The sequence below is a fragment of the Frankia sp. CgKIO3 genome (assembly GCF_977946435.1).
Genome location: NZ_CDWTMO010000005.1, coordinates 31292 through 54393 on the forward strand (window position 1 = coordinate 31292; position 23102 = coordinate 54393).

Genomic DNA, 23102 nt, shown 5'->3' on the forward strand with positions numbered 1-23102 from the left:
CGTGGCATATCTGGTTAAGATCCCGTCGGGTTGGGCGGACCCGCCGACCTAGGCGCTCGCCGACGGAACGGGGAGTAGTTCGTAACGCGGGTTGAAGATGATCGGACGGTTCTCCTGCACGGTAACGCGCCCGGAAGCCTTGACCGACGCGCCAGCCCGCAGGCCCGGGATGTCCCGGCGGCCGAGGAAGACCAACGTGACGGTGCCGCTGCCGTCGTAGATGTCGACCTCCAGGGTCGGTGCACCCGAAGGCGCACGTACCGTCACGGCCTGGATAGTACCCGCGACGCAGATCTCGTCCCGGTCACGACAGCCGCTCATCGGGGCGGCGCCCGCCGCCGCCGAGGCCGCCTGGAGGTCCTCGGCGTCGAGCTCGCTCGTCCCTGCTGTCAGTCTGTGGAGCTTGCGCCCCAACCAGCCGCGTGACTCGCCCACGGCTCCTCCGATCCGGCTCGTCGGCGACTCGGCGCAAGCAACTGCTGCTCCAACACGTCCAACACGTCCAACACGTCCAATGCAACGCATGACCGGCGCTCAATGTGCCCGCCCCGCATGGCGCCTTCGGCGCAATGCGGGGATCCCGGGCACAGGGCGGTCAGCGGATCTCGGCTATACGCGCACCGCGCACGGGCATCTCGGGCCGTCCGCTGGTCGCCGAGGCGACCGGTCCGCCGGAACCAGCGGGGTGATCGGGGTGATCAGTGATCTCTTTCGGCAGCCTCAGGGGCAACGGATCCCGCACCGGCATCGCGCCGTCACCACGAGAAATGATCAGATTGCGCAACGCGGCGTCCAGGAGGGGGCCGGCCGCCGGATCCTGTCCGGCCGCGCCGGTCACCACCGCCCGCAGGAACCAGCGCGGACCGTCCACACCGATCATCCGACCCGGCACGGTCTCGCCCGGTCGCCCGGTCGGCAACCTCATCCGCAGTTCAGGGCCGTAGCGACCGTCTGCCTCCGACCCACCGCCTCCCTGAATGGTCTCCAGAATCTCGGCCCGTACCTCGTCCCAGAGGCCCCGGCTCTTCGGCGCCGCGAAGACGGAGAGCTCCATCGCGCTGCGTCCGTCGGTCACCAGCACCGTCAGCGGCTTGCCGGTCGACTCCTCGACCTGGAACTGCACCTGCATGCCGTCGAGCGCCGGAATCCGCAACGACCCGAGATCGAGGCGATGCACGTCGTCATCAGGTGCCTGCGCGATGTCGTAGGGACCGTCGGGCTCCGACGAGCCCCGCGAGGTGACCTTCTCGGGGACGTCCACCTCGGACGCCTCGCGACGGTCGAACTCCCTACGCCCTCGCCCGAACACCGGTGGTCTCCTTTCCTGCCCCCCCGGCGGACCCGAAACCCCCCGTGGAGCCGAACCCGCCGCTTCCGCGCACCGAGGCCGGCAGCTCATCGACCTCCCGGAACACGGCGTGCTCCACGCGCTGCACGACCAGCTGGGCGATCCGGTCGCCCCGATGTAGGATGATCATGTCAGATCGGTCGGTATTGATCAGAATGACTTTGATTTCTCCACGGTAACCGGCGTCCACCGTTCCCGGGGCGTTGACCACGGACAGGCCGTGCCGCGCGGCCAGGCCACTGCGCGGATGGACGAACGCCGCGTACCCGGCCGGCAGGGCGATGCTCAGGCCGGTTCCGACCGTCGCCCGTTCCCCCGGGCCGAGCGTCACATCCTGGGCCGTCACCAGGTCCGCCCCCGCGTCCGACGGCTGGGCGTACGCCGGCAGCGCCAGCTCGCGGTCCGACCGGCGGACGAGGATCTCCACCCGACCCGGTACGGCGGGCGCGGGCTGCGCGGCGGGCTGTACGGCGAGTGGCACCGCGGACGCGGGAGGCGGGGCGGTGGGCGTCGTCGGATCGGTGGCGGTCATGGCTCTCCTGGTCGAGGGTGCCCGGTCCGGGCGTGACCCCCACGCTAGGCCATGGCCCTCGTACCGCCATCGGCCTGCCGGTCCGACGGGCCGCAGCGAGCCCCGGACTCCGGCGGGCGTATCCCGGCGTGATCGGATAGCAGATGATCCGAGAGGCTAAGACGATCCGAGGGGCTAAGCAGGCCGGTCGGGGTAAGCAGGGGGCGGGCGGACCGGCATGGTCCTCGCCGAGGAACGAGAGGTGCGGGGTGGCGAAAGCAGCGTCAAAGCTGGGATGGAAGATCGTCGGCGGAGGGGCGACCACGCTCGCGGGCATGGCCGCGAGCCGAGTCGTGAGCGCCCTGTACCGCAAGGTGCGCAAGTCCGACCCGCCGGCCAACCCGGCGGACCCGGACACCGCCTGGACGGAGGCCGTCGCCTGGGCGGCGATCTCGGGTCTCGCGATCGGGATCGGCCGGTTGGCGGCCGAGCGCGCGGCCGCGCGCGGATGGGCCCGGGCGACGGGTTCACCACCGCCCGGCATGCTCCACCCGAAGACCTCCTTCTCCGAGGACTGACTTCTCCGAGGACTGAACGCGTGACCGGCGAGCACTGATGAGCGGCCGGCCACGAGCGGCTCTCCGGGGCACCCGGCTGCTCCTTTCCGGGCACGATGGGATCCACCGGTGCGCCGTCCGGATCGGCGGCGTCACGATCAGCGGGAGGCTCGGATGGCCGTGTACGCCCTGGGGGACGCCGTCCCCACCATCGATCCCACGGCCTACGTCCATCCGGACGCGACGGTCATCGGCACGGTGACGATCGGGCCCAAGTCCACGGTGTGGCCGGGCTCGGTGCTGCGTGGCGACTACGGGACGATCGAGATCGGCGCCCGTACGTCCATCCAGGACGGCACGGTGATCCACGCTACCGAGGAACTCACCACGGTGGTGGGTGACGACTGCACGGTCGGGCATCTGGCTCATCTGGAGGGTTGCGTCGTCGAGGACGGCGCCCTGGTCGGTTCCGGTTCGGTGGTGCTCCACCGGGCCCGGATCGGCCGGGGTGCGCTGGTCGGCGCGGGCGCGGTCGTCGTGGGCGGCACGGTCGTGCCGCCGGGCGCGAGGGCGCTCGGCGTGCCAGCGAAGATCCTGCCGGATTCCGTCGCCCCGGGTGCCCTCGCCGCCGGGGCCGCGATCTACGTGGCGAACGGCAAGCGCTACCGCGAGCAGCTACGCCGGATCGACTGACCGGTCGACCGCCGGGCCACCCACGCCTCGCCCGGCCCTCCCGGCGGATCCGCCGACGGCCCGACGGCCGGTGCGCCCGAGGTCTCACCGTCGGGTCCCCGCCCAGGTAAGCGGATGTCTCAGAGAGAGTCACAGCCGACGCCGCGCCACGTAACGGCGCATTCCTACCGTCGTGGCATCACCCGCACCTCGGAGGATCATCTATGAGCGCCACGCTGGAAGGCGTCCCGACTACCGGCACCGTGACCGGTCCGTCCCGACGCGGCCGCTGGATCGACGACTGGCGGCCCGAGGACCGCACTTTCTGGAACAACGGCGGTTTCCGCATCGCCCGCCGAAACCTGATCTTCTCGATCCTGGCCGAACACGTCGGGTTCTCGATCTGGTCGTTGTGGGCGGTGACGGTCCTGTTCCTCGGACCGGCTTACCACATCGACCCGGCCGGCAAATTCCTGCTGACCTCGCTGCCCGCGCTCGTCGGCTGTGTGCTGCGGATCCCCTACACCTTCGCCGTCGCCCGGTTCGGGGGGCGTAACTGGACCATCTTCAGCGCGGCGGTGCTCCTCGTGCCGACGATCCTCGCGGCCGTCGTTCTCTCTCCCGGCGTCTCCTACCCCACCCTGCTGATCGTCGCCGCGGTCGCGGGGGTCGGAGGCGGCAACTTCGCCTCCTCGATGACCAACATCAACGCCTACTATCCGGAGCGGCTGAAGGGCTGGGCCCTGGGACTGAACGCCGGCGGCGGAAACCTGGGGGTGGCCGCGATCCAGCTTGTCGGCCTGCTCGTCCTCGCCACCGCCGGCAAGGACCACCCCCGGGTTGTCCTTGCCGTCTACATACCGCTGATCGTCTTGGTGACACTCGGCGCGGCGCTGTTCATGGACAACCTGTCGAGCGCGAAGAACGACCGGGGCGCGATGCGCGACGTCGCCCGTGACGGTCACACCTGGGTGATGTCGCTGCTCTACATCGGCACGTTCGGGTCGTTCATCGGGTTCGGCTTCGCGTTCGGCCAGGTGCTCCAGGTGCAGTTCCACGACCAGTTCAGCACCCCGATCAAGGCCGCCTACCTGACCTTCCTCGGTCCGCTGCTCGGCTCACTGATCCGCCCGGTCGGCGGCATCCTGGCGGACCGCGTCGGCGGAGCGAAGGTCACCTTCGCCAACTTCGTGGCGATGGCGGCCGCAGCCGCGATCGTGCTCGTCGCCTCGCTGACGGAGTCGCTTCCCCTGTTCCTGGTCGGGTTCATCGCGCTGTTCGTCTTCAGTGATGTCGGGAACGGGTCAACGTACAAGATGATCCCGGCGATCTTCCAGGCGAAGGCGCAAACCACCATCGACGCCGGTGGCGACCCGGTCGCGGCGCAGCACTCGGCCCGGCGGCTGTCCGGAGCCCTCATCGGCCTGGCCGGCACGATCGGCGCGTTCGGCGGGGTGCTGGTGAACCTGGCCTTCCGACAGTCGTTCCTGAGCTACCGGACCGGCGACGCGGCCTACATCTCCTTCATCGCCTTCTACGCGCTGTGCTTCGTGGTTACCTGGTGCGTGTATCTGCGGCCGTCCGCCAAACGCCTCGCCGGCATCTGATCCCGTCTGTGCCCTGTGTTCAGGCCAGTTCGACGGCGACGGCGATCTCGCCGCCGGTCGGGCTCAGCGTGAGCTCCCGGATGCTGCCGGCGCTGCGCAGGTCCGCGGCCACCGACTCGACGAGGGCGACGAGGTCGGCCTCGCCGCTGATCAGGACGCTCGCGACCTCGGCCTTCTGCGATACCTTCGCCTCGGACTTGGCCCGGCGGACACCGGACAGCGCCGCCCCGACGGCACCGAGGAGCTCCGCGCGGGCGCCCTCGGCGAGCTTGCGGATCTCGGCGGCGTCCGGCCAGCTCGCCCGGTGCACCGAACCAGGACGCCACCAGGACCAGACCTCCTCGGTGACGAACGGCAGGACCGGGGCGAACAGCCGGAGCAACGCCGACAGGGCCACCGAGAGCGTGGTGTGCGCGGAGGCCGCGCCCGCCGCCCCGGAGGAGCCGTACGCCCGGCCCTTCACGAGCTCGACGTAGTCGTCACAGAACCGCCAGAAGAACGACTCAGTGACCTCGAGGGCCCGGGCGTAGTCATAGCTGTCGAAGGCCGCGGTGGCGGTGTCGACCACGTCGGCCAAGGCGGCCAGCAGGGCCCGGTCCAGCGGTTCGCTGGCCGGGGCGGGGGCCGCCCCGGCGTCGGAGACCACGGCGTCGGGGGTCACGGCGAGACCGAGCGCGAACCGGCTGGCGTTGAGGATCTTGATGGCGAGCCGGCGGCCGTTCTTCATCTGGCCGACGTCGAAAGCGGTGTCGGTGCCCGGCCGCCCGGACGCCGCCCAATAACGGACCGCGTCCGACCCGTGCTCCTCGAGCAGGCCCATCGGGGTCACCACGTTGCCCTTGGACTTCGACATCTTCTTACGGTCCGGGTCGAGGATCCAGCCGGAGATCGCCGCGTTCGACCAGGGCAGCACGCCGAACTCGGCGTGGGTGCGCACCACCGTCGAGAACAACCAGGTCCGGATAATCTCGTGTGCCTGCGGGCGCAGGTCCATCGGGAAGACCCGGGAGAACAGATCGGTATCGTGCTCCCAGCCACTGGCGATCAGCGGGGTGAGCGAGGACGTCGCCCAGGTGTCCATCACGTCGGGGTCGGCGGCAAACCCGCCGGGCACGCCCCGCTGCTCGGCGGTGTACCCGGGCGGGACGTCGCTGGACGGGTCGACCGGCAGCGACGCCTCGTCGGGCACGATCGGCGCGTCATACCGCGGCGCACCGGCGGCGTCCAGCGGGTACCACACCGGGAACGGCACGCCGAAGAACCGCTGCCGGCTGATCAGCCAGTCGCCGTTGAGGCCGTCGACCCAGTTCTCGTAGCGGACCTTCATGTAGTCCGGGTACCAGCGCAACTCCTGGCCTCGTCCACGCAGCGCGGCCCGCAGCGGCTCGTCCCGCCCGCCGTTGCGGAGGTACCACTGGCGGGTCGTCACGATCTCCAGCGGCCGGTCGCCCTTCTCGTAGAACTTGACCGGATGAGTGATCGGCCGCGGCTCGCCGAGCAGCGCGCCGGACTCGGCGAGCAGTTCGACGAGCCGCGCCCGGGCGCTGTGCACGGTCTTTCCGGCGAGCTCGGCGTACCGCTCCCGGCCGGCCGCGTAGGTGACGGCGTCCGGTGGGTCCGGGATGAACCGGCCGTCACGGCCGATCACCGCACGCGCCGGAAGTCGCAGCTCGCGCCACCACGTCACGTCGGTGAGGTCGCCGAAGGTGCAGATCATCGCGATGCCGGATCCCTTTTCGGGGTCGGCCAACCGGTGCGCGACCACCGGGACCTCGACGTCGAACAGCGGGGTCCGCACCGTGGCGCCGAACAACGACTGATAACGCGGGTCGTCCGGATGGGCGACCAGGGCGACGCAGGCGGGCAGCAGCTCGGGACGGGTCGTCTCGATGACGATCGGGTCCGCCGGGTCCAGCCCCTCGCCCGGGGCGGAGACGCCCGACCGGGGGAAGGCCAGGGTGTGGTACGCGCCGGGGCGGTCCCGGTCCTCCAGCTCGGCCTGGGCCACTGCGGTGCGGAAGGTAACGTCCCACAGCGTCGGGGCCTCGGCAAGATAAGCCTCACCGCGAGCGAGGTTGCGCAGGAAGGCCCGCTGCGCGACGGTCCGCGACCGGGCGTCGATCGTTGCGTAGGTGTGCGACCAGTCGACGGAGAGCCCCAGCCGGCGCCAGAGCTGCTCGAAGCCCTTCTCGTCCGCCAGGGTCAGCCGCTCGCAGAGCTCGACGAAGTTGCGTCGCGAGATCGGGATCTGCTCCTTACCGGGCTTGTCCGGCGGGGTGAAACCCGGGTCGTAAGGCAGCGACGGCTCGCAGCGGACAGCGAAGTAGTTCTGCACCCGGCGTTCGGTCGGCAGCCCGTTGTCGTCGAAGCCCATCGGGTAGAAGACCTCGCGACCCCGCATCCGCTGGTAGCGGGCGATCAGGTCGGTGTGGGTGTACGAGAAGACGTGCCCCACGTGCAGGGAACCGCTGACGGTCGGCGGCGGGGTGTCGATGGAGTAGACCTGCCCGCGGTCGACCGTCCGGTCGACCGCGTAGGTGCCCTCATCCTGCCATACCGTCGACCAGCGCGCCTCGATGCCGTCCAGGCTCGGCTTCGCCGGGACCGCGCGGGTGGACCGTTCCGTACCGTCTGTCGCGACCACAAGCAACGATCCTACGGGCGCCTCGATCGTGGTCACCGACCACCGAGGTCCCCCGGTCGGCGGACCGGCGAGGTTCCGGCCCGGGCACGCACCCCTGGGCCGGAGCCGGAGCCGGGAACGGGAACCGGAAGCAGTCAACGGACGTGACGCCTCTCACATTCCACGGGGAGTGCACGACCGGCCGTCTTGGCAGGATGAACCGTTGAACGGACCGTACTCCCGTGCCGATCCCTGGAGCGCCGGACGATGAGCGACCTGCCAGACCCGGACGAACTGCTCGCCATTGCGCTGACGATCGCCCGTGAGGCGGGTGACCTGCTCGCGCGGGGCCGGGAGGGCACCGTGGCCGCGGAGACGACGAAGTCGTCTCCCACCGACGTCGTGACCGCCCTCGACCGCGCCTCCGAGGCGCTCGTCGCCCGACGGCTCGCCGAACTGCGCCCCGGCGACGGACTGCTCGGCGAGGAGGGTTCGGACTCCGCCGGCACGACCGGGGTGCGCTGGGTCGTTGACCCGCTCGACGGTACGGTGAACTTCCTCTACCGGCTGCCCAACTGGGCGGTCTCGATCGCCGCCGAGGTCGGCGGGGAGGTCGTCACCGGAGTTGTGCATGCCCCGGCGCTGGGCGTGACCTACACCGCCACGCGCGGCGGCGCATCCTACCGGGACGGGGAACCGCTGACCGGGTCGGCGGTGACGACGCTGGCCGGCGCCCTCGTCGCAACGGGTTTCGGCTACACGGCGTCCCGCCGGGCCGCGCAGGTCGCTGTCGCCAGCCGGGTGGTGCCCCGGGTGCGCGACATCCGTCGGATGGGTGCGGCATCGCTGGACCTGTGCGCGGCGGCCGGCGGCCTCGTCGACGCCTACTACGAGCGCGGGCTGAAGCCCTGGGACCAGGCCGCCGGCGGCCTCGTGGCGGTGGAGGCCGGGCTGCGGGTCGGTGGGCTGCACGGCCGGCCGGCGGGCGAAGATCTCACCGTCGCAGCCCCGCCGGCCCTGTTCCCGGCGCTGACCGCCCTGCTCGCCGAGGATCCCCCCGCCGACCGAGACTGAGGTCCCCGACCGGCCCGCCGCTCACCACCGGCCCGCCACTCACGGCCAGGGCACGACGTCGTCGACTCCGGCTGCGACGAGCGCCCGGCTGAGACCGCCGCGAGAGCGGATCCCGAGCTTGCGGTAGACCCGGGTGAGATGGGTCTCGACCGTCTTGCGGGACACGAACAGGGCGGCCGCGGCCTCGGCGTTGTTCATCCCCTCGCAGATGGCGCGGGCCACCTGGAGCTCGGCGGGGGTGAGCCGCTCCAGCCTTGTCGGGTGCTCCGTCGGGCGGTCGTTGAGGACACTCCGGTCGCCGGTGGCCGTGAGTTCGGCGGCGGCTCGGCGGGCCCACGGTTTCGCTCCCAGCATCTCGAAGGTCGCGTACGCCTCGCGCAGGGGCACCCGGGCTGCGGCCGGCTGGCGGAAACGACGCACGACCTCGCCCCGGCACAACCGGGTCCGAGCGTGCTCGAACGGCATCCGCCGGCGCCGGTGAGCGGCTTCGGCCTGCGCGAAGGCGGTCTCGGCCGCCGCCAGGCCGTCGGCCATCAGGCCGCGGCAGCGGGCGGCGACCGCCGCGGGCCACGCGAGTCCAGTCGTCTCGGCACGTTCGGCGAGCCAATCCACGACCTCCGCGGCACCGTCGTGGTCACCGGACCGGATGTGCGCCTCGGCGAGATCGCCGACCAGCGGCATCGCGTTGGGATTGGCCAGCCCCATGGCTCGGGCCCGCGACCAGGCCTCTCGCAGCGTGATGACGGCAACGTCGTACTCGCCGTGACCGAGCGCGGCGAGCCCGAGGACGCCGGCCGCGTGCAGGTCCAGGCTGCCGATGCCGTACGGCCCGATCTCGCGCCGCAGGCGGCTGATCCGCTGCTCGCTCAGGGCGCGGTCGCCGCGGGCGGCGTCGATCCGGGCGAGCACGATAAGACTGAGGCCGATCGCGCCTACCTGCCCGAGCTCCTCGGCCCAGCGCAGCGCGTCCACCCCGTCCGCGTAACCGGCCGCCCACAGGCCCCGCCAGCCCTCCAGTTCACAACGCACCGCGAGGGCGTAGGGCAGCATCGCGGGGGCTCCGGCGCGGCGGGCCGCATTGACCACCGCGGTGAGCAGTCGGGCGGCCTCACCGTCCGCCTCGACGTCGAGGCGGGTCTGGCCGGTCAGGGTCAGCGCCTGCTGGTCCTCCACGTCGTCCGCGGCGATGATCTCTCCGGACACGGCGTCCAGGCAGGCGGCCGCCTCGCCGGTCATCCCGGTGAGGGCGAGAGCGCGGCCATGGTGGATCGACAGGGGCAGGGCGCGGGCCAGATGGCGCGGCGTCAGTGCCTGCCCGCGCTGGGCGGTGTTCAGGGCCACCGTCACCCTGCCGTCCATCAGAGCCGGCAGGACGGCTTCGGCGAGCAGCGCGCCCGCCCGTCCGGCATCGGTGTCCATGACCGCCTCGGCCGCCTGGACGAGCTGGTCGTACGCCCGGGTCGGATGACCGGACCAGGTGAGCACCCGGCCGCGGACCAGCTCGACGTCGGCTCGCACGAGCGGCCCGCGGGCCAGCCGCGCCGCCTCGTCGGCCCAGGCTGCCGCATCCTGGGACAGGCCGCCGAGATGCGCGTCGGCGGCAGCACGCAGGACGCGGTCGACCCGGGTGGCCCGCTCGGAGATCAGTGCGGCGGAGCAGTGCCACGCCCGCGCCGACGCGCCGTATCCCCCGCGTCGGCGCGTCCGGACGGCGACCTCGGCAAGCACGTCGGCCACCCCGTCGTCCGGACCGCCAGCCGCGGCGGCCAAGTACCACACCCGCGCATCACCATGGGAGACCTCGGCGAGTGCCTGGTAGGCGCGCATGCGCGCCGACAGTGCGGCGTGGCGCAGCACGAAGGGCCCCAGCATCGGATGGGCGAACTCCAGCGTGGCATCGACGCCATCACCGCCGCCGACGCCGCCGTCCGCGGCGGCGACCCTGACCAGACCCGCGTCGTGGGCGGCGTCCAGATCGGCCAGGGTGAGAGCGGCTGCGGTCACGGCACGGGCCAGGGCTCCCACCGACGTCGTGCGGTTGGCGGCAAGCACGACCAACGCCTGCCTGGTGCGTTCGGGCAGCCCGTCCAGCCGGTCGGACCAGGCATGCTCCAACTGACGTCCCGGCGGCGGCAGCTCACCGAGCGGTTCCTGCCCAAGCAGCTGGGCCTCCCCCAGCGAGGCCGCCGTCTCCAGCAGCGCCGATGGGTTGCCGGCGATCCGCCGGACCAGGTCGCCCAGCACGTGCGGGGCCATCCGATAACCGTGCTCGCGGATCAGCTCGCCGCACGCCTCGGTGGACAGCCCGGCGACCTCCATACAGGGCAGGCCGGACCGCTCGCACAGGTCGGCGGTATCCGAGCGGACCGTCATCACCATCGCCACCCGTTCCACCGCCAGCCGGCGCGCGACGAACAGCAGCGCCTGCTGCGACGGCGGGTACACCCATTGCAGATCGTCGACGAGCACCACGAGCGGATGCCTGTCCCCGGCCGCGGCCAAGACGTTCAGGGTTCCCGCGCACGCGGCGTACGGGCTCGTTGACACCCCCTCCGCGAGCGCCAGGCATACCCGCAGCGGCAGCACCAGGTCCGCCAGCGCGGCGAAAGGCAGCGTGCTCTCCGACTCGACCCCGCGAAGCTGGAGCATCCGGGCGGCACACCGCAACAACGCGGTCTTCCCCACACCGGGTTCACCCCGCAGAACGAGGGCGGATCCGCGCTGCGCCACGGCCGCGAGCAGGCCGTCGAGGAGACGACACTCCTTTTCCCGGCCTACCAGCGGATGCATACCGGTAGAGTCGTCGATGGTGGCCTTTGCCCCTTTCACGACAACCGTCCTTCCCCCGTGACGCCGTTGTCCACCAACATCATCCTGCCGTGACCAGAACGGTCGGCAAAGGGACTTTAAGCACAGAAGTGAACGACGGTGTCCGGAACCGCCGGGGATTCCCGGACGCGGTTCGGCCCTCGGTGTGTTGACCTGGGAGAACCGGGAGAATCCGTACGGAGGGGTGTTCTGTGCCCGACCCAGCGCCATTGACGATCCGGCCGTCACGCCCGGTTACCCACGCAGAGAAATGATCCCGATGTTGCCCGTATATGACCGGACTTCTACTCACTCCCGGTAATTCCCACGGAAGCTGAGATGCGTCCCCGTCGTCGCCTGGACTGCGTTCAGATCAAGGTGAACCTCACCGGGCCGTGGATATCCGCCGCGCGTGACGCTCTGGCGCTCACCGCCGAGCTGGGCATCGGCCGTCGGGTCTACTTCTGCGCGGACCCGGCTGGAACGGCGGAACGCGGCGGAATAGCGCTGCTCAACGAGGGAATCATCCTGCGGCTGCGGCAGTACGGTGCCGGACACGGTGATGCGACGGTCAGGCTCCGGCCAGCCCGGCGATCCCGGCTCAGTCCGGAATGGCTCGGCCTGCGCCCCGACCGCGTCGCGGTGTTCCGGATGGAGGCGGACTGGACGGGGGAACGCAGGGTTCCCGCGGCCTCGCTGACCGCACACCCGGAAGCACGCCGGGTGACCGACGTCCTCGTCGGCGCGACGTCGCCGCGGGAACTGTTCTCACCCCGCCAGCGCCGGTTCCTTCGCGAGTACGCGGACCGCCCCATCGATCTGGACAGCCTGTCCGTACTGGGCCCACTCGACGGTGTCCGCTGGAACACCCCGGTTCCGATCCCGGTGGCGGGTTTTCCCGTGGCGGCCGAGAGATGGCGGCTCGCCCCCGGTCCCGGCGACCGCGGGCTCGATCTGCTGGAATTGTCCATCCGGGTTGAGCCGGATGGTGCCCAGATCGCCTTCGAGGCCGCCCTGCGCCGCCTCGGGCTCGACATCGAGGAGGACGAGGAGACGAAGACCCGGCGCGCCCTGGCTCTGCTGACCGCAAGACCCTGATAGCGCGAGGTGGCCCCGGCGGAGATCCTCCGCCGGGGCCACCGTCAAACAATCGGATCCGATGTCCTCGTGAGGAGCCGGACCCGATCAGGGTGAGACGATGAACGAGGGGCTGATCGCGACCGTGGTGTTGACGAACCGTCCCGACGCCACCTTGAGCGCGGCGATGACGTCAAGGGCGTCCCCATCCTCCGCAGCATTCGCGAATCAGGGTGCGGAGATTGGCACCGTCAACGGCTTGTTGAAGGCCTTCCTCGGGTCCCCCGGCTTGACCGGAATCTTGCCGATCACGTTTCCGGTGGCCACGACAACGAACCGGCTCAGGTTGCGAACAGAAACACTGAGCGTGTATTCGGCGCCACCGAAGTCAATCAGGCTCTCCCCGATCTCGACGTCGGCGATGACATCGAAGGCCTTGTCATCCGCGATGACATCAATGGTGTTGTTGGTACCACTGTCGACGGCGTAGACCGACTTGACGGTGGCGTCCCACTGTCCGGGCATGACGGTGTTCCTCCCCAACTGATACCGCTGACGGCGTGTCGCTTTTCAGTCTGGGAAACGGGAACGGGGGCGCGCGTCAGGGAGATCCCTAAAAAAGCTGACTACCGTGCCCGGGACGGGGAGGGTTCAGTGGCTCTCGGCGGTGGTGGCGGGAGCGGCCGGACTCGGCCCGGCGGACGGGCCGGGGTCGCCGTACCAGACCGTCCGGCGGATGTGATCGACGTAGCTGACGATGATGTGCAGCACCCGGCGGGAGACGTCGTCGACGTCGTAGTCGGCGACGACCCGGGGGCGGCGGTCGCTCTCCGCCTCCCGGACGACGAGCTCGACCGCGTCGAGGATCCGGTCGGGGCGCAGCACGCTGGAGACGCCCACGCCGCGGTCCATGCCCTCCGGGCGCTCGTGGGCCTCCCGGATCAGCACCGCAGGGAAACCGACGAGGGACGCCTCCTCGGTGAGCGTGGCGCTGTCGGACAGCACGCACAGCGCGGACCGCTGCAGGGCGAGGTAGTCACAGAATCCGAACGGCCGGCAGAAGCGCACCCGCTCGTCGATGAGCGGGAAGTGTCCGGAGCGGCGCAGCGCCGAGAGCCGCTCGCGGGTCCGCGGGTGGGTCGAAACGATCACCGGCAGCCGGTAGCGGGCCACCAGCCGGTTGAGGGTGTCCAGCAGCGCCGACAACGTCTCGGGGCGGTCGACGTTCTCCTCCCGATGGGCGCTGACGAGCAGGTACCGGCCGGCCTGCACCCCGAGGGTGGCGAGCACCGACGAGGTGTCGATGAGCGGCGCGTAGTGGGTGAGCACCTCCTTCACCGGCGATCCGACGACGAAGACCCGCTGCGCGGGCAGTCCCTCGGCGAGCAGGTGACGGCGGGCATGTTCGGTCAGGGCGAGATGCACGTCGCTGAGGTGATCGACGACCCTACGGTTGATCTCCTCGGGAACCCGCTGGTCGAAGCTGCGGTTCCCGGCCTCGAGATGGAACACCCCGATGCGCCGGCGCTTCGCCGGGATCGCGGCGAGGCAGGTGTTCGTGTCGCCGTAGAGCAGCACGGCGTCAGGCTCCTCGGCGGCGAGCACCGGGTCCACCCGGGCGATGATCCTGCTGATCGTCTCCGCGGGCGTGGCTCCGGCGGCCTCCAACATGTGGTCCGGTCGGCGGATGCCGAGCTCCTCGAAGAAGATTCCGCTCAGTTCGTGGTCGTAGTTCTGGCCCGAATGGACCAGACACAGGTCGACCGCCTGGTCGAGGGCGGCGATCACCCGGCTAAGCTTGATCACCTCCGGCCGGGTGCCGACGATGACCATGACCCGCAGGCGCCGCCCGCGCGGTCCGGCGGCGTCGTCCGCGGCCGGCCCCGCCCGGGCCACGGCCGGCTGGGGGCGGCGTGGCCAGGGCCCGCTGGGCTGGGGGACGATCGGGGTGACCCACTCACCGGGGATTCCCGACGGAACCGTCGGTACCGAGGGCCCACTCTGTTCCGGGGTGCCACGCGGCATTCGGACTTCCCCCTACCGCAACGGATGGTGACGATCGGACGGCACGGCCGTCCGTGTTCACCCAGCAAGCTTATCACTCTTGGTAGTACGTAAATTACCCAGCACGCCGACCAGGGCGAGGGAGGAGCGCACGAGGCGCGACAGGCGACAGGCGGGCCGGCGGGCGGGGCCGGCGGGAGCGAACCCGCCGGCCCCGGATCATCGGCCGTGGGCTACAACAGCGAGCGCAGAACATACAGCAGGATCCCGCCGTGGCGGTAGTACTCCGCCTCGCCGGGGGTGTCGATCCGCACGACCGCCTCGAAGGTCTTGTCGCCGGCACGTACCGTGAGGGACGGGGTCCTCTCGCCCACCTCGGCGAGGCCCGTGATGGTGAACGTCTCCTCCCCGGTCAGGCCGAGCGACTCCACCGACTCGCCGACGGGGAACTGCAGCGGCAGCACGCCCATGCCGATCAGGTTCGACCGGTGGATGCGCTCGTAGGACTCGGCGATGACCGCCCGCACGCCGAGCAGCGCGGTGCCCTTCGCCGCCCAGTCCCGGGAGGATCCCGAGCCGTACTCCTTACCGGCCAGGATCACCAGCGGCACACCCTCGGCGGCGTATTTCTGCGCGGCGTCGTAGATGGCCAACTGCTCGCCGTCGGGCAGGTGCCGGGTGACCCCACCCTCGGTGCCCGGCGCCAGCCGGTTGCGCAACCGGATGTTGGCGAACGTGCCACGGATCATCACCTCGTGGTTGCCGCGCCGCGACCCGTAGGAGTTGAAGTCGGCGGGCGCGACCCCGTGCTCGGTAAGGTAGCGGCCGGCAGGCGAGTCCTTCTTAATCGAGCCAGCCGGGGAGATGTGGTCGGTGGTGACCGAGTCGCCGAGCACCGCCAGCACCCGGGCGTCGATGATGTCAGTCCGGGCCTCCGGCTTCGCCGCCATCCCCTCGAAGTACGGAGGGTGCCGGACGTAGGTGGAGTCGGGCGCCCAGGCGAACGTCCGCGACGCCTCCCCCCCATCACCGACCGGCAGCGAGCGCCAGCGCTCGTCACCGGACAGGTCGGCGTAGTCGGACTCGTACATCTCGGACTGGATGGCGTCGCCGACGACCGCGGCGACCTCGGCCTCGCTCGGCCAGATGTCACGCAGGTAGACGGGCTCCCCGCCGGTGCCGGTGCCCAGCGGGTCGGTGTCGAGGTTGATGTCCATCGTGCCGGCCAGCGCGTAGGCGACCACCAGCGGCGGGGACGCCAGGTAGTTCATCTTGATGTCGGGGTTGATCCGGCCCTCGAAGTTGCGGTTACCCGACAGCACGCTGACCACCGCCAGGTCCGCGTCGTTCACCGCGGCACTGATCTCCTCCGGCAGCGGCCCGGAGTTACCGATGCAGGTGGTGCAGCCGAACCCGACCAGGTTGAAGCCGACCTTGTCCAGGTAGGGCACGAGCCCCGCCCGCTCGTAGTAGTCCATGACCACCTTCGAGCCCGGCGCGAGGGTGGTCTTCACCCACGGCTTGCGGGTGAGCCCCTTCTCAACGGCGTTGCGGGCCAGCAGGGCCGCGCCGACCATGACCTGCGGGTTGGACGTGTTGGTGCAGGAGGTGATGGCCGCGACGGCGACGGCGCCGTGGTCGATCTCGACGCTCGTGCCGTCGGCGAGGGTGACCGCCGTCGGGTTGGACGAGCGGGCGGCGACGTCCCCGGCCACGGCGTTCACCGAGATCGGGGCGTCGGAGGGCTTGTCGGCGAATGCGGCCGCCGAGTCGGAGGCCGGGAAGGACTCGGCATCCGCCTCGTCCGCGCCACCGTTCGTGAGCACCAGGGGCTGGGCGTAGTCGACCAACGCCGCCCGGAAGGCCTGCTTCGCGCTCGCCAGCGGCACCCGATCCTGCGGGCGCTTGGGCCCGGCAAGCGACGGCTCGACGGTGGACAGGTCCAGCTCGAGGGTGGTCGTGTAAGCGGCCTCGCGGCTCGGGTCGTGCCAGAGGCCCTGCTCCTTGGCGTACGCCTCGACCAACGCCACCAGCTCCGCGCGACGGCCGGTGAGCCTGAGGTAGTTCAGCGTCTCCGCGTCGATCGGGAAGATCGCGCAGGTGGAGCCGTACTCGGGGCTCATGTTGCCGATGGTCGCCCGGTTCGCCAGCGGGACGTTCGTCACGCCGTCGCCGTAGAACTCGACGAACCGGCCGACGACGCCGTGCCAACGCAGCATCTCGGTGATGACGAGCACCATGTCGGTCGCGGTGGTGCCCGTCGGCAGCTCGCCGGTCAGCTTGAAGCCCACCACAGTGGGGATGAGCATGCTCACCGGCTGGCCGAGCATGGCGGCCTCGGCCTCGATGCCTCCGACGCCCCAGCCGAGCACACCGAGACCGTTGATCATCGTGGTGTGGCTGTCCGTGCCGACGAGGGTGTCGGGGTAGGCCAGCGTCCCGTCGGCCGTCTGCTTCGTGAAGACGACCCGGGCGAGGTGCTCCAGGTTGACCTGGTGCACGATGCCGGTGTTCGGCGGGACGACGGTGAAGTTGTCGAACGCCTCCTGACCCCAGCGCAGGAACTGGTAACGCTCCCGGTTGCGGCCGAACTCCAGCGCCGCGTTGAGCTCGAACGCGTCCGGCCGACCGAAGTGGTCAGCGATGATCGAGTGGTCGATCACGAGCTCGGCGGGGGCCAACGGATTGATCTTCAACGGGTCGCCGCCGAGGGCGGCCATCGCCTCCCGCATGGCGGCAAGGTCCACCACGCACGGCACGCCGGTGAAGTCCTGCATGATGACGCGGGCGGGCGTGAACTGGATCTCCTGGCTGGGGGCGGCCGAGGGATCCCAGTTCGCCAGCGCCCGGACGTGGTCCGCGGTGATGTTCGCGCCGTCCTCGGTACGCAGAAGGTTCTCCAACAGCACCTTGAGGCTGTAGGGGAGTCGATCGGCCCCGGGCACCGCGTCCAGCCGCCTGATCGTGTAGGTGCGATCACCCACCACGAGCGATCCGGTACTGCCGAAGGTGTCCATCGTTCTCCTTCTCGTCGCCCACCGCCCGCCACCCGCGAGCGGCGGGGCTCGCTCCCATGGCCCCGCCCGGCTGGCCGCACCGTGGTGACGCCGGACCCACGGTCCCGGGTGGGCACGCATCCGGCGTCTGCCTGCCTCGGCCAGCTCCGTCCCATCCTGGCATTCCGGCGCGTCTCGCACCGCGCCCGCGGCGCTGTGACCCCGCCGACCCTCCGGGTCGGCGGGAACCGCCGGGGCCTCCCGAACAAGGTCGCCACAGCCGACTCCGGCAATTATTTAACACTGCTAACAGCATCGGAGGCTGCCGGCAGTCCCTGCCCACAACGGCGGAATGTTCGGCGAAAATCATCCCACCTGCGGGTGAACTCATTCTTCCGGTACCCAGGTGCATCCCGGCACACTCCGGCCCGGGCCGGAGCACGCGTGCCACGACCGCGCGCCGCGCACGGCCTCGTGCAGGGCAGCGACGACGTCCTGGCTCAACGACCGGCGATCCAGCAGCTTCTCGGCCCGTGCCCGCGCGGCGAAGCCGCGGTCGCGCGCGGCGGGTGCCCGCCGGCCGGCCGCGGCGTCGGTGAGACACTCCGCCACCGCCACCGCGTCGCCGGGTGCCACCAGCCAGCCGGTCTCGTCGTCCACCAGCTCGCTGATCGCCCCGACCCGCGTCGCCACGGTCGGTACCCCGCAGGCCGACGCCACCCCGACGGCGCCGTAGTCCTCCACCCGGGAGGGCACCACGTTCACATCGGCGACGGCGTAGTACGGCCGCACGTCGCGGACACCGTGCACCCAGCGCACCGCCGCCGCGCCGGGAAGCGCCCCGGCCCAGGCCCGGACCCGCTCGCGGTAACGGGCCGCGGCCTCGTTCCGCCGGCCGGCGACATCCTCTCCGTCCTCGGGAACCCCGCCCTCGGGAGCCCCGTCGACGAGGATCAGGGTGCCGCGGCCGCCCAGCTCGACGAACCGCGACCAGGCCGCCAGCAGTACCTCGTGGCCCGCCACCCCCCGGCCCGGATGGACAAGACGACCGGGCGGGTGGAAGCGCGCCACCTGCACCGCCACGAACCCGTCCTCGGGCAGACCAAGATCCGTCCGGGCCGCCCGGCGCTCCCGGTCGTCTGCCGGCGTGAACCGGTCCAGATCCACGCCGTAGGACACGGTGCGCAGGCGGCGCACCGGCTGGCCGAGCGCGGCGTAGCGGCGCCGGACGTCGGAGGTCGGCGCGATCAGCAGGTGATCGAGCCGGCAGAGCACCCGCTCGACCGGCCGGATCAGCGGGTGGTCCAAGTGCAGAGGGTTCGCGACCATGTACACGCGGGTGATCGTGGTGCCCACGGTGGCGAGGCGGGCGGCCACCGCCGAGGCGTAGTGGTGGTAGTGGACGACGTCCGCCCCGAGCGCGGCCAGCTCCGCCCGCAGCCGGAGAATCCTGCCGGCCTGACGGCGGATCGTCGCTCCCCGGCGCGGCACGGGGCTCGCGACGACCTCCACGCCGCCCGCGGTCAACTCCCGGGCCAGCGGACTGTCGACGTGGTCGGGCGGGGGCATCAGAACGATGACGTGGTCCCCACTCTCCTGTTCGGCGACGGCGTGCGCAACGGGCCACCGCGGGCCATCCCCCGCCTCGAGCAAGGTGACGATCTTCATCGTGGGCGGTCCTCTCTGGTCGTGGCCGGGCGGTGGCGGTACCCGGGCGGGCGGGGACGCCGACTACGACCACACCGCCGCGATGTCGCGTTGCCAGTGCTCCATCGTGAACGGGGACCGGCGCAGCAGACGCATCGCCTCCCGGCGCTGATCAATGGTCGGGGGAACGGCGGTGAGCATCTCGGCGGTGCCGGCCCAGACCACGTCGGAGATGCGCAGCGGCAGGATCGTCACGCCGGGGAGCAGCCGGGCGATCTCGTCGACCCCGGGCAGGTCCGCGGAGAGCACGGGCGTCCCGACCGCACAGGCCTCGAGCACGATGCCGGGCAGGCCCTCGTGACGGGAGGTGACCAGCAGCAGCGAGGCCGCGACCAGCAGGCGCGGGATCTCGAGCACCTCGCCAGTGAACTCGACGTGGTCAGCGACGCCGCACCGGGACGCCAGCGCGACCAGCCGGGCCGTCTCGGCGGCATCCTGACGACCCACGAAGAGGAGCCGGGCGTTCACGGACCGCCCCCGCAGCGCCGCGAGGATCTCCACGGCCCGGTCCCGGTTCTTCGCCGAATCCGGGCAGGCGACGTGGACGACGGTGACAAGCTCCTGATCGTCCTCGGCGAGTTCCTCCGCGCGGCGGCGGGCCGCGATGGCGACGCCGACCGGTTCCAGCTCGACGCCGTGGTAAATAACGCGGCAACGAGGGTCGAGCCGCCAGTTCTCCCGCCACAGACCCCGCATCACCGCCTCGCTCACTGCGACCAGATGGGTGGCGAACCGGTCGAGCAGCAACCGGCCGACGACCCGCCGCACCCGGCCGCCCAGGCTGTCGCCGTGCCGGTCCGGGGCATCGGCGAGGTAAGCGACGCGGCGCCGAACCCCCCCGAGCCGGGCCAGCGCGAGGATCACCCCGGAGAGGATCGTCACGTCCGCCTGCACCACCTCCGCCTGCACCACGTCCGGGCGTACCTGGCGCAACAGCCCCAGCAAGGACCATGGAAAGCGCCAGTCGGCCCGGCAGTGGTACACCTCGCCGCCGAACGCCCGGATCTCACCGTCGAACGCCCCTGCCGCGCCGGACGTCACCGCGAACAACAGCCGGAACTCGTCCTGGTCGAGGCGGCGGAGCAGGTTCACGGCCCCCAGCTGGATACCGGAGCGCTCCGTCCGGTTCAGCACCTTCAGCACCGTTATCGGGCCCCGGCGCCTGCGCCCGCTTGGCCGGTGATGGAACCACGCGTCGGTGGCGACGACCCGCATGGCATCCGCCCCCTCCGCCCGCACCCTCTCGATGATGATAATTTTCAGTTATCATTCAACTACATAAAGATACGGGAAGATGTGGGGCGCCGCGAGGGTGCGAAGGCGTCAGAGGGTGGGGAGGGCGTCACAGGGGTTCCACGGCAAACGCGAGCTCGTCGTGCCGCGCAACCTGCGCCGGTATCACCGGGTGTCCCCCGCCGGCTGCCACCGGCCGGCGGCCCCGGTCGTGCGTGGGCAGCCAGTGCCGGGTGTCGAGGACCGCACGGGCATGCCGTGCTACCTGGTCACGGTCGAAGGCGTCGTGGTCGACCAGGAGCACCACCAGATCCGCGGTCGCGAGCTCCCCCGCACCCACCTCTACCAGGGTCACCCGGGGCAGCAGCCGGGCCGCGTCGACGTGCGGGTCCGCCGCCCGCACGTGGGCACCGAGGTCAGCGAGCAGGGTGGCGACCCGCGTCGCGGGCGACTCGCGCGCATCCCCGGTGTTCTTCTTGTAGGCAAGTCCCAGCAGCAGGATGCGGCTGCCCGCGACCGACCGTCGCCGGGCGTTGAGCATCTCGGTGACCCGCCGCACCACGTGGTCGGGCATGTGGTCGTTGATGTCGTTGGCGAGCTCGACGAATCGGAAGCTGCGGCCGAGGCTGCGGCGCACCCGCCAGGACAGGTACGACGGGTCGATGGGCAGGCAGTGGCCGCCGACCCCCGGGCCGGGAGTGAACCGCAGGTACCCGAACGGCTTGGTGGACGCCGCGTCGATCGCCTCCCACACGTCGACGCCGAGTTCGTGCGCGAACATCGCCAGTTCGTTCACCAGCGCGATGTTGACATGCCGGAAGGTGTTCTCCAGCAGCTTGGTGAGTTCGGCGGTCCGGGTCGAGCCGACCGGAACCGTCCGCTCGACCACGGTGTCGTAGAAGGCGCTCACGGCCGCCAGGGAGTCCTCATGCACCCCGGAGATGACCTTGGGGGTGTTCACCAGGTTCCACACCCGGTTACCCGGATCGATCCGCTCCGGCGAGTAGCCGAGATGGAAGTCGATACCGGGGTGCAGACCGGAACCCTCGGTGAGCAGCGGGGCGAACAGCTCCTCGGTCGTCCCCGGATAGGTCGTCGACTCCAGGATCACGGTCACGCCCGGCCGGACCAGCGGCGCGAGGCTGTGCGCCGCGCCCACGATGTAGGACAGGTCGGGAGCCCCCTCCCGCAACGGGGTGGGGACGGTGACCACCGCGACGTCGAACCCCGCGGCGCGGGCGTAGTCCGACGTCGGCTCGTACCGGCCCGACTCCAACGCCGCCGCGAGCTGCCTGTCGGGGATGTCCTCGACGTAGGACCGCGCGGCGGCCAGCTGGGCGACACGGCTCGCGTCCACGTCCACCCCGACGACCCGCCAACCCACATCGACCGCCCGCATCGCGAGCGGGAGACCGACGTATCCCTGCCCGACGATCACCAGTTTCTTCGAAGTCATACACATAGTGTGTCAGATTGTTTACATAGAGAGGGGCAGGTGGCTCACTGTGTCCCGAGCCGGCGGACGGATCTCCGGATCCGGTGCGCCCGGACGGCCCGGTTCCGGCGGGGGTGCGACCACCCGGGCCAGAATTCGCGCGATGCGGCGGGCGGCGTGGCCGTCCCACAGGGCCGGACGCCGGGGCGTAGGCGACCGCTCCAGGGTGTCGAACGCGGCCGTGACCACCACCCGCCGGTCCCGACCCACCACCCGGTTGGTACCCTCGGTAACAGTCAATGGACGTTCCGTCGAGTCGCGGAGCGTCAGGCACGGTACTCCCAGCACGGTGGACTCCTCCTGCACGCCGCCGGAATCGGTGAGCACGAGACGCGCCCCGGCCTGCAACGCCAGGGAGTCGAGATATCCCACGGGCCCGAGTAGCCGAATCCCCGGGGGGAGCATCCCGGCCAGCCGCGCCGCCGTACGGGGATGCGCCGGGAAGACCAGCGGGCACCGCACCGCGATCTCCCCGAGCGCCCCGAGCAGCCCGGCGAGCACGTCCGGATCGTCGACGTTGGCGGGCCGGTGCATGGTCACCAGGCCGTACCCGCCCGGGTGCAGGCCGAGCTCGGTCAGCGTCGGCCGGCCCAGCGCCTCATCCCGGCACGCCAGGAGGGTGTCCACCATGACGTTGCCGACGAGATGGACCGCCCGGGGGGGCAGGCCCTCCCGGTACAGATGCTCCACCGCGTCCGGTGAGGTCGCGAACAGCTGGTCGCACACGTGGTCGGTGACAATGCGGTTGATCTCCTCGGGCATGGACCGGTCACCGCTGCGCAGTCCCGCCTCCACATGGGCGACGGGCACGCCCGCCTTCGCCGCGACGAGCGCACAGGCCAGAGTTGAGTTGACATCGCCGACCACGACGACGATCTCCGGGACGAGCCGGTCGAGCAACGGCTCGAACGACGTCATGACCGCGGCCGTCTGCACGGCGTGGGAGCCCGATCCCGCCGCGAGGTGATGGTCAGGGGGACGCAGCCCGAGATCGGCGAAGAACACCTCGCTCATCGCCTCGTCATAGTGCTGACCGGTGTGCACGAGCGTGGTCCGGAAACCCTCCGCGTCGAGGGCGTCCAGAATCGGCTTGATCTTGATGAAGTTCGGTCGCGCCCCGGCCACGACCACCGCGTGCGGCCTCGGCACGAGCACGGGCTCGGCGAGCGTCGGGACCGGTGCGGGGCGGCGGCGCGTGGCCGCGAGCGGGGCCCGCGGCGAGGGCGGGCCATCCACCGGTACACCGGCGACGGGCTCACCACCCGCCGATACGCCGGTCACGAGCGGACCCCGGAACGATCCGATCCGCCGCGCGGCTGGTCGACGACGGTAGGCCCGGCGGGACGGGCCGCTCCCGCCCGCCCGGTGGGGGCCGCGAGCCCGTCGCGCG

17 protein-coding genes are annotated in these 23102 nt (G+C 71.2%); 5 read left to right on the forward strand and 12 right to left on the reverse strand.

Annotated features, from left to right (window positions below; all coding sequences use genetic code 11):
- Positions 1–48: 48 nt before the first annotated feature.
- The 3 genes from AC08OJ_RS01535 to dut all read right to left on the reverse strand — a co-directional run bounded on the left by AC08OJ_RS01535 (position 49) and on the right by dut (position 1880).
- Positions 49–435: an OB-fold nucleic acid binding domain-containing protein gene (locus tag AC08OJ_RS01535; protein ID WP_476594887.1), complete on the reverse strand. Its 387-nt coding sequence runs from the start codon at positions 433–435 to the stop codon at positions 49–51.
- 160 nt (positions 436–595) lie between these two features.
- Positions 596–1309 carry a DUF3710 domain-containing protein gene (locus tag AC08OJ_RS01540; protein WP_462187665.1) on the reverse strand — a complete coding sequence of 238 codons (714 nt, stop codon included), beginning with the start codon at positions 1307–1309 and terminating at the stop codon, positions 596–598.
- Positions 1290–1880, reverse strand: coding sequence for a dUTP diphosphatase (gene dut / locus AC08OJ_RS01545; protein ID WP_476594888.1), 591 nt, complete (start codon positions 1878–1880; stop codon positions 1290–1292). The genes AC08OJ_RS01540 and dut overlap by 20 nt, the downstream gene beginning before the upstream one ends.
- 248 nt (positions 1881–2128) lie before the next feature.
- Here dut and AC08OJ_RS01550 point away from each other — a divergent pair, with 248 nt between their 5' ends.
- From AC08OJ_RS01550 to AC08OJ_RS01560, 3 genes are all read left to right on the forward strand, one after another.
- A complete protein-coding gene (locus AC08OJ_RS01550; RefSeq protein ID WP_476591673.1) occupies positions 2129–2437 on the forward strand; it encodes a DUF4235 domain-containing protein in 309 nt (102 codons plus the stop codon).
- A gap of 153 nt (positions 2438–2590) precedes the next feature.
- Positions 2591–3109: a gamma carbonic anhydrase family protein gene (locus tag AC08OJ_RS01555; protein WP_476591674.1), complete on the forward strand. Its 519-nt coding sequence runs from the start codon at positions 2591–2593 to the stop codon at positions 3107–3109.
- A 203-nt stretch (positions 3110–3312) separates the two neighbouring features.
- The gene (locus AC08OJ_RS01560; RefSeq protein ID WP_476594889.1) at positions 3313–4695 is read left to right on the forward strand and encodes a nitrate/nitrite transporter; all 1383 of its coding nucleotides are present in this window, start codon (positions 3313–3315) and stop codon (positions 4693–4695) included.
- Positions 4696–4714: 19 nt separating this feature from the next.
- Here the strand turns inward: AC08OJ_RS01560 and valS are convergent, their stop codons facing one another.
- Positions 4715–7339 carry a valine--tRNA ligase gene (valS, locus tag AC08OJ_RS01565; protein ID WP_476594890.1) on the reverse strand — a complete coding sequence of 875 codons (2625 nt, stop codon included), beginning with the start codon at positions 7337–7339 and terminating at the stop codon, positions 4715–4717.
- Between the two features lie 246 nt (positions 7340–7585).
- Here valS and AC08OJ_RS01570 point away from each other — a divergent pair, with 246 nt between their 5' ends.
- Positions 7586–8392, forward strand: coding sequence for an inositol monophosphatase family protein (locus AC08OJ_RS01570; RefSeq protein WP_476591677.1), 807 nt, complete (start codon positions 7586–7588; stop codon positions 8390–8392).
- 39 nt (positions 8393–8431) lie between these two features.
- Here the strand turns inward: AC08OJ_RS01570 and AC08OJ_RS01575 are convergent, their stop codons facing one another.
- Positions 8432–11221 carry a helix-turn-helix transcriptional regulator gene (locus tag AC08OJ_RS01575; protein ID WP_476594891.1) on the reverse strand — a complete coding sequence of 930 codons (2790 nt, stop codon included), beginning with the start codon at positions 11219–11221 and terminating at the stop codon, positions 8432–8434.
- A 318-nt stretch (positions 11222–11539) separates the two neighbouring features.
- On the opposite strand from AC08OJ_RS01575, the gene AC08OJ_RS01580 reads away from it, so the two are divergent.
- The gene (locus AC08OJ_RS01580) at positions 11540–12298 is read left to right on the forward strand and encodes a hypothetical protein (RefSeq protein WP_476591679.1); all 759 of its coding nucleotides are present in this window, start codon (positions 11540–11542) and stop codon (positions 12296–12298) included.
- Between the two features lie 207 nt (positions 12299–12505).
- Here the strand turns inward: AC08OJ_RS01580 and AC08OJ_RS01585 are convergent, their stop codons facing one another.
- The 7 genes from AC08OJ_RS01585 to wecB (AC08OJ_RS01615) form a co-directional block, all read right to left on the reverse strand.
- Positions 12506–12802, reverse strand: coding sequence for a hypothetical protein (locus AC08OJ_RS01585; protein ID WP_476591680.1), 297 nt, complete (start codon positions 12800–12802; stop codon positions 12506–12508).
- A 126-nt stretch (positions 12803–12928) separates the two neighbouring features.
- Positions 12929–14302: a non-hydrolyzing UDP-N-acetylglucosamine 2-epimerase gene (gene wecB, locus AC08OJ_RS01590; RefSeq protein ID WP_476591681.1), complete on the reverse strand. Its 1374-nt coding sequence runs from the start codon at positions 14300–14302 to the stop codon at positions 12929–12931.
- A gap of 212 nt (positions 14303–14514) precedes the next feature.
- Positions 14515–17298, reverse strand: a complete 2784-nt coding sequence (gene acnA / locus AC08OJ_RS01595) for an aconitate hydratase AcnA (protein WP_476594892.1) — start codon at positions 17296–17298, stop codon at positions 14515–14517.
- Between the two features lie 366 nt (positions 17299–17664).
- Positions 17665–18945 carry a glycosyltransferase gene (locus AC08OJ_RS01600; RefSeq protein WP_476594893.1) on the reverse strand — a complete coding sequence of 427 codons (1281 nt, stop codon included), beginning with the start codon at positions 18943–18945 and terminating at the stop codon, positions 17665–17667.
- A gap of 63 nt (positions 18946–19008) precedes the next feature.
- On the reverse strand, positions 19009–20118 hold the full coding sequence (locus AC08OJ_RS01605) for a glycosyltransferase (RefSeq protein ID WP_476594894.1): 1110 nt from the start codon (positions 20116–20118) through the stop codon (positions 19009–19011).
- Between the two features lie 208 nt (positions 20119–20326).
- On the reverse strand, positions 20327–21673 hold the full coding sequence (locus tag AC08OJ_RS01610; protein WP_476594895.1) for a nucleotide sugar dehydrogenase: 1347 nt from the start codon (positions 21671–21673) through the stop codon (positions 20327–20329).
- Positions 21674–21694: 21 nt separating this feature from the next.
- Positions 21695–22867: a non-hydrolyzing UDP-N-acetylglucosamine 2-epimerase gene (gene wecB / locus AC08OJ_RS01615; RefSeq protein WP_476594896.1), complete on the reverse strand. Its 1173-nt coding sequence runs from the start codon at positions 22865–22867 to the stop codon at positions 21695–21697.
- Positions 22868–23102 lie beyond the last annotated feature (235 nt).

Bases quoted from the DNA above. Each gene is read 5' to 3' on its own strand.
- acnA (WP_476594892.1), bottom strand. From the start codon at position 17,298: ATGGACACCTTCGGCAGTACCGGATCGCTCGTGGTGGGTGATCGCACC.
- AC08OJ_RS01560 (WP_476594889.1), top strand. From the start codon at position 3,313: ATGAGCGCCACGCTGGAAGGCGTCCCGACTACCGGCACCGTGACCGGT.
- wecB (WP_476591681.1), bottom strand. From the start codon at position 14,302: ATGCCGCGTGGCACCCCGGAACAGAGTGGGCCCTCGGTACCGACGGTT.
- AC08OJ_RS01555 (WP_476591674.1), top strand. From the start codon at position 2,591: ATGGCCGTGTACGCCCTGGGGGACGCCGTCCCCACCATCGATCCCACG.
- AC08OJ_RS01580 (WP_476591679.1), top strand. From the start codon at position 11,540: ATGCGTCCCCGTCGTCGCCTGGACTGCGTTCAGATCAAGGTGAACCTC.
- AC08OJ_RS01600 (WP_476594893.1), bottom strand. From the start codon at position 18,945: ATGAAGATCGTCACCTTGCTCGAGGCGGGGGATGGCCCGCGGTGGCCC.
- AC08OJ_RS01570 (WP_476591677.1), top strand. From the start codon at position 7,586: ATGAGCGACCTGCCAGACCCGGACGAACTGCTCGCCATTGCGCTGACG.
- dut (WP_476594888.1), bottom strand. From the start codon at position 1,880: ATGACCGCCACCGATCCGACGACGCCCACCGCCCCGCCTCCCGCGTCC.
- AC08OJ_RS01585 (WP_476591680.1), bottom strand. From the start codon at position 12,802: ATGCCCGGACAGTGGGACGCCACCGTCAAGTCGGTCTACGCCGTCGAC.
- AC08OJ_RS01610 (WP_476594895.1), bottom strand. From the start codon at position 21,673: ATGACTTCGAAGAAACTGGTGATCGTCGGGCAGGGATACGTCGGTCTC.